Annotated in this window: 12 protein-coding genes; 4 read left to right on the forward strand and 8 right to left on the reverse strand. The window is 68.4% G+C overall.

All coding sequences use genetic code 11. The annotated features are described in order from the left end of the window. Positions 1 to 36: 36 nt before the first annotated feature. Positions 37 to 939 carry a glycosyltransferase gene (locus ACR3ZA_RS05275; RefSeq protein ID WP_473660839.1) on the forward strand — a complete coding sequence of 301 codons (903 nt, stop codon included), beginning with the start codon at positions 37 to 39 and terminating at the stop codon, positions 937 to 939. A 6-nt stretch (positions 940 to 945) separates the two neighbouring features. Here the strand turns inward: ACR3ZA_RS05275 and ACR3ZA_RS05280 are convergent, their stop codons facing one another. The 7 genes from ACR3ZA_RS05280 to ACR3ZA_RS05310 all read right to left on the reverse strand — a co-directional run bounded on the left by ACR3ZA_RS05280 (position 946) and on the right by ACR3ZA_RS05310 (position 8,628). Further along, on the reverse strand, positions 946 to 1,692 hold the full coding sequence (locus ACR3ZA_RS05280; protein WP_473660841.1) for an ATP-binding cassette domain-containing protein: 747 nt from the start codon (positions 1,690 to 1,692) through the stop codon (positions 946 to 948). Further along, a complete protein-coding gene (locus ACR3ZA_RS05285) occupies positions 1,689 to 2,507 on the reverse strand; it encodes an ABC transporter permease (protein ID WP_473660843.1) in 819 nt (272 codons plus the stop codon). The genes ACR3ZA_RS05280 and ACR3ZA_RS05285 overlap by 4 nt, the downstream gene beginning before the upstream one ends. 69 nt (positions 2,508 to 2,576) lie before the next feature. After that, a complete protein-coding gene (locus ACR3ZA_RS05290; RefSeq protein ID WP_473660845.1) occupies positions 2,577 to 4,736 on the reverse strand; it encodes a glycosyltransferase in 2,160 nt (719 codons plus the stop codon). Further along, positions 4,726 to 5,595 (reverse strand): glucose-1-phosphate thymidylyltransferase RfbA, encoded by an 870-nt coding sequence (gene rfbA / locus ACR3ZA_RS05295; RefSeq protein WP_473660847.1) that lies wholly within the window; start codon positions 5,593 to 5,595, stop codon positions 4,726 to 4,728. The genes ACR3ZA_RS05290 and rfbA overlap by 11 nt, the downstream gene beginning before the upstream one ends. A gap of 71 nt (positions 5,596 to 5,666) precedes the next feature. Beyond that, positions 5,667 to 6,959 carry a glycosyltransferase gene (locus ACR3ZA_RS05300; protein ID WP_473660849.1) on the reverse strand — a complete coding sequence of 431 codons (1,293 nt, stop codon included), beginning with the start codon at positions 6,957 to 6,959 and terminating at the stop codon, positions 5,667 to 5,669. Between the two features lie 59 nt (positions 6,960 to 7,018). Then, a complete protein-coding gene (rfbC, locus tag ACR3ZA_RS05305) occupies positions 7,019 to 7,621 on the reverse strand; it encodes a dTDP-4-dehydrorhamnose 3,5-epimerase (protein WP_473660851.1) in 603 nt (200 codons plus the stop codon). A 77-nt stretch (positions 7,622 to 7,698) separates the two neighbouring features. Continuing rightward, complete coding sequence (locus ACR3ZA_RS05310) at positions 7,699 to 8,628, reverse strand: class I SAM-dependent methyltransferase (protein ID WP_473660853.1); 930 nt, start codon at positions 8,626 to 8,628, stop codon at positions 7,699 to 7,701. Between the two features lie 185 nt (positions 8,629 to 8,813). Between ACR3ZA_RS05310 and ACR3ZA_RS05315 the strand changes: the two genes are divergently transcribed. The 3 genes from ACR3ZA_RS05315 to ACR3ZA_RS05325 all read left to right on the forward strand — a co-directional run bounded on the left by ACR3ZA_RS05315 (position 8,814) and on the right by ACR3ZA_RS05325 (position 12,136). Beyond that, complete coding sequence (locus ACR3ZA_RS05315) at positions 8,814 to 9,836, forward strand: nitroreductase family protein (RefSeq protein ID WP_473660855.1); 1,023 nt, start codon at positions 8,814 to 8,816, stop codon at positions 9,834 to 9,836. A gap of 33 nt (positions 9,837 to 9,869) precedes the next feature. Next, positions 9,870 to 10,820 (forward strand): lysylphosphatidylglycerol synthase domain-containing protein, encoded by a 951-nt coding sequence (locus ACR3ZA_RS05320; RefSeq protein WP_486179543.1) that lies wholly within the window; start codon positions 9,870 to 9,872, stop codon positions 10,818 to 10,820. A gap of 80 nt (positions 10,821 to 10,900) precedes the next feature. Further along, on the forward strand, positions 10,901 to 12,136 hold the full coding sequence (locus tag ACR3ZA_RS05325; RefSeq protein WP_473551393.1) for a polysaccharide pyruvyl transferase family protein: 1,236 nt from the start codon (positions 10,901 to 10,903) through the stop codon (positions 12,134 to 12,136). A gap of 10 nt (positions 12,137 to 12,146) precedes the next feature. Here the strand turns inward: ACR3ZA_RS05325 and ACR3ZA_RS05330 are convergent, their stop codons facing one another. After that, complete coding sequence (locus tag ACR3ZA_RS05330; protein ID WP_473551397.1) at positions 12,147 to 13,091, reverse strand: glycosyltransferase family 2 protein; 945 nt, start codon at positions 13,089 to 13,091, stop codon at positions 12,147 to 12,149. Between the last annotated feature and the right edge of the window lie 96 nt (positions 13,092 to 13,187).

A 13,187-nucleotide genomic window follows, 5' to 3' on the forward strand; every position in this document is an offset into this window, starting at 1 on the left:
GCCTAGGCGAGGCGCACCAGTAGAATCGTCCCCACGATGTCTTCCCCCGCGCCGCTCCCGGATGCGACGTCGCCGCGGATCGGCGTCGTCACCGTGGCCTTCCGCGCCGACGAGGTGCTGAAGGCCTTTCTCGACACGCTGCCCGGGTCATCGACCGAGCACGTCGCGTGCATCGTCGTCGACAACTCCCCGACCCCGGTTCCCCGCACGCGGGAGCTGACCGAGCTTGCGGGCGCGACCTACGTGCCGATGCCCTCGAACCCCGGCTACGGCGCGGCCATCAACGCGGGCGTCGCCCTGCTGCCGGCCTCGGTCGAGTGGATCCTGATCTCGAACCCCGACGTCGAATTGGCGGCGGGAGTCATCGACGCGCTGCGCGCCTCCGGCGAAGCCGACGCGGGGATCGGCGCCGTCGGCCCGGCCGTGCTGAACTCCGACGGCAGCATCTACCCCTCGGCCCGCTCCGTCCCCTCGTTGCGCACCGGGGTGGGGCATGCCCTGTTCGCGAACCTCTGGCACGCGAACCCCTGGACGCGGCGGTACCGGAGCGAGACGACCGGGGCGCCGACCGCGCGAAACGCCGGCTGGCTTTCGGGGTCGTGCCTGCTAGTGCGCCGCTCCGCCTTCGATGCGGTCTCGGGCTTCGATGACGGGTACTTCATGTACTTCGAAGACGTCGACCTGGGCTATCGCCTCGGGCAGGCCGGCTTCGTCAACCGCTACGAGCCCGGCGTCGCCGTCATGCATCTCGGCGCCCAGTCGACGGCCACCGAGTCAGCGGCGATGGTGCGAGCCCACCACGATTCCGCCCGCCGGTTCCTGGCGCGGAAGTACTCGCGCTGGTACCTGTGGCCGATCCGGGCAGCGCTGTCGATCGGGCTGTCGCTGCGCAGCGCCTGGGTCGCGCGTCGCGCCCAGAAGCAGTCGCGCACCGGCTGAGCAGCCTCAGGCCGCGTCGGCCTCGAGCGACTTCTCGTAGCGTGCGGTGACCTCGTCGGCCGGTCCGATGTCGCGCAGTTCGCCCTTGTCGAGCCAGGCCACCGTCTGGCACATCTCGCGCACCTGCGTGAGCGAGTGCGAGACGAAGATGACGGTGCGACCTTCGCCGGTGAACTCGAGGAACTTCTGCCGCGACTTCTCGCGGAACGCCCCGTCACCGACCGCGAGAACCTCATCGACGACGAGGATGTCGGGCTGGGTGTGCACGGCGACCGAGAACCCAAGGCGCACATACATGCCGGAGGAGTAGTTCTTCACCGGCTGGTCGATGAACTTCTCGACCCCCGAGAACTCGACGATCTCATCGAAGCGCGCCGCGACCTGCTTGCGGCTGAGTCCGAGGATCGAGCCGTTGAGGAACACATTCTCGCGCCCGCTCAGCTCGGGGTGGAAGCCGGAGCCGACCTCCAGCATCGACGCCGCCTTGCCGTTCATCTTCACCGACCCCTTGTCGGGGTAGTAGATGCGCGCGAGCGTCTTGAGCAACGTCGACTTGCCCGAGCCGTTGCGGCCGATGATGCCGAAGGTCTCGCCGTGCGGAACTGTGAAGGAGACATCCTTGACGGCCCAGAACTCGTCGGCAACGGTCTTGCGGCCGCGCATGATCGCCGACTTCAGCGTCTGGTTGCGCTCGCGGTAGAGCCGGAATCGCTTCGACAGGTGGTCGACGACGACGGCAGGTTCTTCACTCACAGCAGTTCCGCCAATCGTTTCTCGTTCTTGGCGAACACCAGGAATCCGAGGGTGAACACGAGCCCCGCCGCTCCCACGCAGTACAGAGTGTCGGCAAGCTCCGGGAACCGATTGTCGTACAGCAGGTTGCGGAAGACCTGGACGAACCGCTCCATCGGGTTCAGCTGGTAGACGCTGAGGATCCACGAGCCGCGCTCGGCGGCGACATCCGCCACCAGGCTGACGGGGTAGATGATCGGCGTCAGATACATCCACATCTGCAGGATGATCGTGACGAAGTGCTGGGTGTCACGGAAGTGCACGTTCAGGATCGCGAAGATCATCGAGAAGCCGACCGCCATCAGCGCCAGCAGCGCCATGAACAGCAGCGCCACCGGAATCCACGGCAGCGGGAAGCCGCCGAAGATCCACAGCGCGAGCACCAGCACGCCCATCTCGATGAGCCAGGTGAACCCGACCGACAGCATCACCGAGAGCGGCAGGTGCACGCGCGGGAAGTAGACCTTCTTGATGAGGTTGGCGCTGGTCACCATCGTGGTGAGTCCGCCGTTGATGACGCGACTGAAGTAGAGCCACGGCAGCAGACCGCACATCAGCCACAGCGGGTAGATATCCAGTCCGCTGGGATCACCCTGGTCGGGGCGCGCACGGAAGATCACCGAGAACACGACCGTGTAGACGAGCATCGTCGCGATCGGGTTGAGAAGCGACCAGAGCTGCCCGAATACGGTGCGCCGGTACTGCCCCTTGACCTCTCGCATGGTGAGGTTGATGAGGAGCTCGCGCGTCGCGAGCAGCTCCTTGAGGTAGTTCATTGTGCGCTTTCAGCCAGCCGAAAAGTCAGGTCACAGTGTAGGCGACCTCGGAGGGGCGCCCGTGCACGGTCAGTTCTCGACGTCGACCTCGCTCACGGCGAGACGCTCGCGCAGCTCGGCCGGGCTGAGTCGCGCCGGCGCGTGGCCGAAGCGGGCGGCGCACAGCTGCGCCGCGAAGGGATCGGTGACGATCGGGTCGTCCACACCCGTGATGAGCACGGTGTCGTCGGCCGTCACGCCCACGTCCTCCGGCACGCCGAGCATGGCCCCGCGCCCGAGCACGACGACGGTGCGGGCGCGGATCGTCTCGCCGCGCGAGATGAACTCGACGACGCCGTCCTCCTCGATCAGCCGGTGGTAGTGCGCGCACATGAGCTTCTCCTGCCCGCCGTGCATGAACCCCGGGGCATGCATGATCGCGACGCGTCGACCGCTGCCGGTCAGGGCGCGCACGGTCGCGCGGACGGCCGCGCCGTTGTGGTCGAGCGTGCCGCCGCGCCGCGCGTCGACGACGAGCAGCACATCGACCTCGCCGCGTTCGGGGCTCTCCCCAGTGATGCGGGTGGGAGCACCGCACAGTCGCGTCTCGAGCGGGAACGGCACGCGAAGACCGGTCGGGCGGGTGCCGCCGGACTCGATCCAGTTCTTGTACGAGCTGCGGTAGGCGACCCGTGCCGGATGCGTCCAGCCGTCGGCGAGATCGGATCCGCTCAGCGAGGCGAGGTCGAAGCGCATGAGCATCAGAGGCCCGCGCGAGGTGAGGTGAGGAACCTCGTGGCCGAACGCCTCTCCGATGCGGACGCGGTACTCGGAATCGGCCGACTTGCGGGTGGAGTCGAAGTAGCCGATGCGCCCGACCACCAGCTCGCGACGGAACATCAGCGACGGCTCGCTCAGTCGCAGATACAGGCCGCGACCCTGGGTGAAGAGCAGGTCGCTCGTCACCCGGAGCGCCGAGGTGAGATTCGCGGGCTCGTGCGGGTGCGCGAGCAGGTGCTGCACCTGGAGCTCGAGGCGCCGCGGATGGCTCCAGTCATCGGAGTCCTGCATCGTGACGAAGTCGCCGGTGGCGAGGTTCAGCGCCTCGTTCCGCCGCACGTAGGTGCCAGCGTTGACCTTGGAGCGCACCACCGTGATCCGCTCGTCGAGGGCGGCGATGCGCGCGAAGATGTCGTCGAACTCGGGGCCCGAGGCGTCGTCCATGACGAGCAGCTCCCAGTCGCGCCAGGTCTGGTGCGTGATCGCCCGGACCGCGTGGATGGTGTCCTCGTTGGGCCGGAAGGCGCTCATGATCACGGTGACGCGCGGACCGGAGGTGCTGGAGGGGATCGCCGTGGGCGCCGAGAGCCGGTCGAAGGCGACGCCGGTGTTGCTCGACAGCGCCACCGGCTCGAGTCCCGAGGCGGCGAACGACGGGTTGACGAGCGCGAGCCAGGCGGCCTCGTGCTCGGGGCCGGCGCCGGGGGCCACCGGGTTCACCAGGTCGGCGAGCAGGAGGCGGCGCTGCCACAGGTCGGTCTCGACCAGGTCGAGCACGCGCGCGGCGTCATCCCAGCGGCGGGCGCCGATGCACAGCTCGGCGAGCCGAACGCGCGTGGCGTCGCTCGCGGCGGCGCTCCGATCCACGGCCAGGTCGAGCAGGCGTGCCGCGGCCGACTCTCCCAGGTCGTGGATCTCGGCGACGCGGGCGAGGCCGACGAGCAGATCTGCGTTGGCCGCTCCCAGCGCCCGCGAGCGCTCCGGCGCCGCGAGACCGCCGAGCGCGACCAGCGCCGCGACATCGAGCGCACCGCTCGTGGCACGCAGCGCGAGCGCGTCGATAACCGGGCGGGTGCCCGCGTGCAGGGCATAGGCGAGCAGCTCATCGTGGGTCGCGGTGGCGATCAGCCGGTTGATGGAGCGGCGGGCGGCCGCGGGGGCGCCGCTGAGCACGGCACTCTGAGCGGGGTCGTCGAGGAAGTCGGGCGAGAGGAATCCGGTGACCTGGGGATTGTGCCGCGCCGCGACGCGCGTCGAGAGCCGGCGCCGCAGGAACACGAGAGCGACCGTGCACACCGCGGCGAACTGCAGGAACCACACCAGCAGCAGCCACGGGTACTCGATCGCGGCGATCACGAGCGCCAGCAGGATCAGCACGAACGGCTGCGCGACGAGCGCGAGGATCGTCAGGATCTCGGCGCGGCTGAAGCGGAAGAGCGGCGCCAGCAGCTTCTTGATCTCAGCGCGCACGGTGCAGGAGCCTTTCGAGGTAGACGCCATACCCGCTCTTGCGGAGCGGTTCGGCCAATTCGGCCAGCTGCTGATCGTCGATCCAGCCGGACCGCCAGGCGATCTCCTCGATGCAGCCGATCTTGTGGCCCTGACGGCTTTCGATCACGCGCACGTACTCGGCCGCCTCCATCATCGAGTGGATGGTGCCCGTGTCGAGCCACGCGGTTCCGGGCGCGAGCGGGCGCACGGCGAGACGGCCAGCATGCAGGTAGTGCTCGTTGACCGACGAGATCTCGAGCTCGCCGCGCGCGCTCGGCGTGATGCCGCGCGCGATCTCGACGACGTCGTTGTCGTAGAAGTAGAGACCGGGAACGGCGTAGTTGCTCTTGGGCTTGACCGGCTTCTCCTCGATCGAGAGCGCGTTCATGTCGGCGTCGAACTCGACCACTCCGTAGGCGGTCGGATCGGCCACCTCGTAGGCGAAGATCAGCCCACCGACCAGCTCGGTCGAGGCGTCGAGGGCACGGTCGAGGTCGGCGCCGTGGAAGATGTTGTCACCGAGCACGAGCGCGACGCTGTCGTCGCCGATGAAGTCGGCACCGATGATGAAGGCCTGCGCGAGCCCGTCGGGGCTCGGCTGCACCGCGTACTCGATCGTCATGCCGAGTCGCGAGCCGTCGCCGAGCAGGGCCTCGAACTGATCGCGGTGCTCGGGAGTGGTGATGACGAGCACGTCGCGGATCCCCGCCGTCATCAGGGTCGACAGGGGGTAGTAGATCATCGGCTTGTCGTAGATCGGCATCAACTGCTTGGAGATGCCCTGCGTGATCGGCCACAGCCGCGAGCCGGAGCCGCCCGCCAGAATGATGCCGCGCATCAGCGTGTCGCCAGGTGATCGCGAGAGTCCATTCGGACATCGTATCGACGCACGGGGAACCAGCCTGTGAGTCAGCGCGCGAGGAGCGCCCGCAGCGCCCGCGCGGCGCGCACCGGGTGTCGCACCGCGCGCAGGCCGCGGCGCACCAGCCGCGTGGCGCGCGCTCGCGCGCGCAGGGCGCGCGTGCCGCGCGGCGCGGCGATGTCGTCGAGGTTGCGACACCAGTCCTGCCAGCGCGCCGGAAGCGGCGCCGGCGGCGCGCTGAGCGCCGCGGTGAGGGTGCTGATGGCGGCGGGAAGCGTGAAGGCGCCGGACGCGATCGTCTCGGCGCGAACGGCGGCGGCGCGGCCGTGCCGCGCGACCAGGTCGGCATCCGCCGCGTAGTCATCGAGCGCGCGCGCGAGGCCGGCGATGTCGTCGGGCGCGACCAGGCGCCCGCTCTCCCCGTCGACGATGAGCTCGGCGCCGGCCCCCGAGCTGGTCGCGATGACCGGCCGTCCGAGGGCGAGGCACTCGAGGGTGGATCGCCCGAACGCCTCCTTCTCGGAGGGGATCACGCAGATGTCGGCGGCGGCGACCGTCGGGAACGGGTTCTCCCGCTCCCCCGCGAAGCGCACGCGCGCCGTCGGCGCGATGGCCTGCGCGCGCCGGGTGAGCGCCGCATCCGCCCCGCGATCGAGAACCTCGCCGACGAAGGTGACGTCGATGCGGTCGTGCGTCGTCGAGCCGAGCGCCTCGATGACCCGCCATTGCCCCTTGCTGTGGGTGACCCGGCCGAGGACGCACACCCGCAGCGCCGACGGCGACTCCTCGGGCGCCGCCTCGTCGAGGTCGAGGGCCCGAGAGCGGACCGCGGCGAGGTCGACGGGCGGGTAGACGACCAAGACCTTCTCGGGCGGCATGTGCTCGTCGAGCATCGCCTTCACCGCGAAGGAGTTCGCGACGACGGCGTGCGAGAGCTCCCCGATCTCGCGCAGGGCCGCCTCACGGCCGCCCGGGTAGAAGAAGCCCTGGACGCGTTCGCCGAACTCGCGCACGAACCAGACGTGCGGGATGCCGAGCGCCGCGGCCGCGATGGCGCCCCACGGAACGACGAGCGTGTTGGTGACGACGAGCCGGACCTCGCGCTCGGTGAGCAGGCGCCGGATCGCGGCGGTCGCGGCGGCGTTCTCGGCGTCGCGCAGTCGGCGCTGCGCCGCGCCGCCGTCGACGTCCCAGACCGCCCAGCCGGTCATCGGCACGTCGACCGATTCCCACCCGCGCCGGCGCACCTCGTCCGCCAGCGCCGCCGCGGGCGTCGGGCCGATCACGATCGGCTCGAGCTCGGGGTCGGCGGCCCGCCAGGCGTCGATGATCGCCAGCATCGATCGCTCGGCGCCCCCCAGGTGCGCCGACGACTGATGGCTGACGAACGCGACGCGCATCAGGGGGCGAGGTCGCGGTAGCGCGCCTGACAGTCGTCCCAGGTCGACAGCAGGCCGGACTCGCGCGCCTCGGCCAGCGTCGGCGCGTCGAGATCCTTCGGCGAGAGCTGCAGCTCGTCGCGCGCGAACGGCAGATCGAGGGCGATGTCGGCGTCGAACGGCGTGATGCCGTGCTCGCGTTGGGGACGGAATACGTCGCTCACGAGGTAGGTGACGACGGTGTCGTCGGCGAGCGCCACGAAGGCGTGTCCGAAGCCCTCGGGAACGAACAGCGCGGCGCGGTTGGTGTCGGAGAGCTCGGCCGAGTCCGACTGGCCGAAGGTGGGCGAGCCGAGACGCAGGTCGACGACGTAGTCGATGATCGCGCCGCGCGCGACGGTCACGTACTTGGCCTGGCCGAGGGGCACCTCGGCGAAGTGGATGCCGCGCACGACGCCGCGCGCCGACACCGAGGTGTTGGTCTGCACGACCGGCATCGTGCGACCGGTCGCCTCGGCGAGCCGATCGGCGCGGAACGACTCCAGGAAGGCCCCCCGCTCGTCGCCGAAGATGCGCGGCTGGATGAGCTTGGCATCCGGAATCGAAAGCGGGGTGATCAGCACGTCAGGAGCCTAACAACCGACGGCACCGCTCTCGTTGGCGTGCTCGCTTCGGCAGTGCGCACGACACCTCCGCCAGTTCAGGCCCGCAACGTGAGGCTCGCGGTGCGCTCCCGCTGCTCGCGCGCAACGACCGTGCCCGCCGGAAGCTCGGCTGCCAGCCAGCGTTCGACCATCTCGCGCTCGTCTGGGCGATCGACATCGTCGATGACGATCGTGGCACCCGGAGCGAGCCGATTCCCGAGCAGCTCGAGAGCGGGGTACCTCGCGAGCGGCCCCGTGGAACCGGGAGGCCCATCAACAAACAGCAATGCGATCTCGGTGAGGTCACCCCATCCGGATTCGTCGTACCAGAGCTGCTGCCCCTCGGCGGTCGCCACCGGTGACAGCTGGGCGATCCGGAGCTCAACCCGGTCAGCCACGCCATTTCGCTCAAGCGCGCGCAGTGTCACCTCGGCCCACTCCTCCGAGGTGTCGAGCGACACGATTCGGACATCGCCACCGCGACGAGCGGCGGCGAGCGCCATCCAGAGGGTCGTGGCGCCACTCCCGAGCTCGAGCACCGTGGAGCCGGATGGCAGTTCGCGCACGTACTCGGTCAGCAGCAGTGCCGTGCCGGGAAGCGCGGAGTAGCTCGTGAGCGGGACGTGCTCCGCCTCGCTCGGAAAGCTGTCGTGCAGGGTGCGCAGCGCCGAGGCGTCGCGAAGCACATCGTGCCGAAGCCTGCTCTGAAGGGAGCCGGGTTCACTGCTCAGCAGGCGACGAACTCGCTTGAGATCGGCCTGAAGGATTTCGACCCCGCGCGCGTTCGCGGCCACCCGCGACTCGACCCGAATGGCGATCACGATTGCGACGACGAGGAGCCCCGCGAGCACGGCCGCCACCACCAGCCAGCCGAGCGTGCGAAGGAGCGAAGCGCCGGTAGCGCCCCCGGCGATCGCGGCTGCCGCGCCGAGCGCGAGCCCGACGGCGGCGACGGCGAGCAGCTGCTGAAAACGACGAGACGACATGGCTCTCACCCTACGGCGTCGACGCCTCGGGCAGGAGGACCGCGGTTCCCGCGTCGGCTAGGCTCTGCACGTCGTGCGTGCCACACGCCGTCATCGCGCCGAAGGACCCCCTCATGCTCAGTCGTCTCAAAAACCTCGCAAAGACTTTGCTCGCAATCACGTGGATTCGCCGCAGCTACGAAGTCGTGAACACTGTCACCCTTGAGGTCTTCGGCTCGAGCCGCGTGCTCACACACCTGCTGTACTTCGTCTGGCCGGTGAGCTTCAATCGCGAGCAAGCCGCCGTCGTGCGCGGTCGACGCGACTACTACCGGAACAAGCGCAGCCGCTCCCGGCGAAGCAGCGTCGAACTCCGCCGAAACATCCACCGCTTGGAAAAGGGACTCACGATGCGGCCGCGGCGCGATGTCTTCGCGCTGGACTACATCGGTGAAACGATCGAGTTCTACGAGCACGCGCACGAGCAGAGCCGCCTGGGGACTTCGGAGATGGATTCCAGCGAACTGAGGTGGGCGCACGATGTTCTGGACGCCTACTTCGCCGCGTGCACCGGGTCCGCTCCCGCGCTCGACGATGCGCGCGCGCGCTTCGCCAGTCTGTCGCCGATCGAGCACGAGGGGCACGCGCTTGCGCCGTTCACTCGCCAGGAGAGCATCGAGTCGTCGGTGACCCTGGAGCAGCTGAGCCAGTTGGCGATGCGACGGCGTTCGGTGCGCTGGTTCGAGCAGCGCCCCGTCGAGCGCGAGAAGATCGACGCGGCCCTCGCGGTCGGAGTCCAGTCGCCAACCGCATGCAACCGACTTCCGTACGAGTTCCGCATCTTCGATGAGCCGGAACTCGTCCGAAAGGTTGCAGGGATCCCGTTCGGCGCTGCGGGCTACTCGCAGAACATCCCGGTCATCATCACCGTCATCGGCAAGCTCGACTCCTACTTCAGTCCGCGCGACCGGCACGCGATCTACATCGATGCGTCGCTCGCCGCGATGGCGTTCATGCTGGCTCTTGAGACGGAAGGGCTCTCGTCGAGCGTCATCAACTGGCCCGACTTCGAGCCTCTCGAACGTCGCATGGAGAAGACCTTGGGTCTGCGCACAACAGATCGCGTGGTGATGCTGATCGCGGTCGGCTACGCGGACCCGCTGGGGGTCATCCCGCGGTCGGTCAAGAAGGAGCTCGGCACCATCCGCAACTACAACCGACTGGGCTGAGTGGTGGCCTTCCGCTCGGCCAACGCGCGCTCCGTGCTGCGGTACTCCCTCAGCGCGATCGTCATCGGCGTCGTCGTGTGGTTCTTCGCCAATTCGCTGATCGCCAATTGGGACCGTGTCCAGGACATCGAGATCACGATCGGCCCCGCCACCATCCTGGGAGTGACGATCTGGGTGGCGGCGGTGCTCGTCTCCGGGTGGCTCTGGGGCGCGACGATGCGAGCGATGGATCCGAACGCCGAGTTCACGAGCCGAGACGCGATCGCCACGCACTGCCTCTCGTGGGTTCTCAAGTACATCCCGGGCCAGCTCGGTTCGTTCGCGAACAAAGTGCTGTGGGCCACCAAACGCGGCATCAGCCGAGCGCTCGTCAGCGTGTCCTTCATCTACGAGAACGTCTTCCTGCAGATCGCGTCGATCGTTCCGTCGGTCATCATTCTGCTTCTGTCGCTCGGCGGCGAGCTGTTCCTTGACAACCCCGTGACGCTCGTGCTGCCGCTTCTGGTGCTCGTCCCGCTCGCGATCGTGGCCATCGGCCCGGTATTCCGGCCGCTCACGGTGTGGGTGGCGCGGCGAGTGCTCCGGCGCGATGTCGATCCGGGTCTGTTCTTGCCAACAGGACGGACTCTCGGTCTCATCGCCGGCTACACGGTCCCGAGATTGCTCAACGGCGCGGGCTTCGTCCTCATCGCCACCGACATCACCGACGTGCCCGCGGAGGCAGTTCTCCCGCTCGCCGCCGCGTATGTTCTGGCGGGCGCGATCGGGATCTTGGCGATCTTCGTGCCGTCCGGGCTCGGGGTACGAGAAGCTGTCATCGTCCTCATCGCGTCGCAGTACCTTCCCGTCGCGGATGCGATCGTGCTGTCCGTCCTCGCGCGCCTCTACGCGACGCTCGCCGACGGCTTCGTCGCGGCCGCGTACTTCGCTCTCCGGCCCCGCACCCCCGGCGCTTCGCCGGTAGGCAGCTCCACACCGGACTGAGGAAACGTCGGCGCCGAAGCTGGCCTAATCTGTTCACGGGCGCCCGCGTCGGCGCCACGACCACCACCAGAGAGACCCGCATGACCCACTTCGTCATTATCGGATCGGCCCTGGCGGGCAACAAGGGTGCCGCCGCCATGCTCGAGAGCTCGATCGCCACGCTGAGCGAACGCGTCGACGACCCGACCTTCACGCTGTTCAGCATGTACCCGCGCGAGGACGCCCGACTCAACCGGAACCACAATGTGGAAATCGTTCCTGCCACCCCGCGCCAACTGGGAGTGACGATCAACCTGCTCGCGCTGACCTACCGCGTGCTTCCCCCGGTTCGGCCGCTTCTCCGCAAGCGATCCGCGTCGATCCGCGCCCTCACGCGTGCCGCGGCGCTGCTCGACCAGGGCGGCATCACCTTCTCGGATGGTCGCGAGAAGTTCCTGCTGTACAACGTGGCCTCCATCCTCCCTGCGCTCAACACGCAGACGCCGGTGATCAAGTGCGCCCAGGCGATCGGCCCGTTCACGGGCAAGCTCAATCGCGCCGTGTCGAAGGTCTTCCTCCCGAAGGCCGAGCTGATCGTGACGCGCGGCGCCATCACGCACGACTTCGCGGACGGCCTGGGGCTCACGAATACCGCCCGCGGGGCCGACTACGCCTTCTCGCTTGAGCTGGACGGGACAGAGCGGGCGGAGGTCGAGCGCCTCGTCGATCTGAGCTTTTTCGAGGCCGGGGCTCCGGTCATCGGTTTCTCGCCGAGCGTCGTCATGCAGAAGAAGGTCGATGCCCGCGGCGGCGACTACGTGGGCGGAATCGTCGAGGCGATCCGTGCCGAACTCGCCAAGGGCCACCGGGTCGCCATCATCCCGCACAGCGTGCGGGTGAACACCGACAAGACCCACAACAACGACCTGCCGCTGTGCCGCGTCATCGCGGAGCAGGTCGGCGTCAGCGAGAACGTGCTGTTCGTCGAGGATGACCTGAGCTCCCAACAGCTGCGCTACCTGATCGGCCTGTGCACTCGTTTCGTCACGAGCCGATTCCACGCCATGATCTCGAGCCTCTCGATGGCGGTCCCGACCGTCGTGATCGGGTGGAGCCACAAGTACAAAGAGGTCCTTGACCTCTTCGGGCTCAGCGAGTGGGCGTTCGGCAGCGACGAGTTCTCGGCCGACAAGATCACCTCCGAGCTGGGCCGGCTCGCCGAGCACGATGCCGACGTGCGCTCGGCGATCGCCGGCGCTCTGCCTTCGGTCAAGGAGCTGTCGCTGTCTCAGGCAGACCTGATCGCCGAGGTGGCTCGCCGCTCACCCCGCGCGTAGCGCCCGCGGGTCAGCGCGCGTCGTACTGCAGGCGCTTCGACCGTTCGAGCCCGTCTTCAAGCAGGACGCGGTTGATCCGCAGGAGGTCCGCCAAGAGCCCGAGTGCGAAGCTGAGCAGCCCCCCGACAAGCAATGCGCTGCCGAGGATCAACGACTGGATGTGGTCGCCGGCCGTGTCGCTCAGCCACAGCACGAGGTAGCGCACGAAGGGGATCGCGGAGCCGATGAGGAACACCACGCCGAGCGGCACGAAGAACGCCAGCGGGCGGAACATCAGGTAGCTGCGGACGATGGCGCGACCCGACTCGAGGATGTGCTGCCACATCGAGGAGAAAAGTCGCGACTCGCGCGTCTTCGGGTTCGTGACGATCGGGACGCTTGCCACCTTCAGGCGCTTGTGCCCAGCCTGGATGATGGTCTCCATGCAGTAGCTGAACTCGGTCACGATGTTGAGCTTGAACAGCGCTTCGCGAGAGTACGCGCGGAAGCCGCTCGCGGCGTCCGGCACGTTCGTGCCGGCGGCCTTGTTGACGACCCAGCTTCCCATCCGCTGCAGCAGCTTCTTCAGCGGCGAGAAGTGGGCGATCGTCGAGGTCTGACGGTCGCCCACCACGATGTCGGCTTCGCCGCGCAGCACTGGCGCGATGAGGTCAGGAATCCGATCCTGTGGGTACTGGTTGTCGCCGTCCGTGTTGACCAGGATGTCGGCGCCGTGGGCGAGTGCGTAGTTCGCGCCGTCGGCAAAGGAGCGGGCAAGGCCGCGATTGCGAACATGGTGCACGAAGTGAGTCACGCCGTGCTCGCGCGCGACCTCCACCGTGCGATCGCTGGACCCGTCGTCCACCACCAGAAGATGAAGCTCGTCGACGCCCTCGATCTCGCGAGGGATGCTGGACAGAACCAGCGGGAGAGTCTCTTCCTCGTTGAGGCAGGGGACCTGCACGAAGACCTTCATGGCGCACCTCTGAAAAGCTGTCGGAGGGCTACCTGCCCCGGATGCAAGCGTACCGGGCATCCTTGCAGCCACGATCGCGCACGGCGGCGGCTACAG

It is taken from the genome of Herbiconiux sp. J20-20 (genome assembly GCF_057365085.1).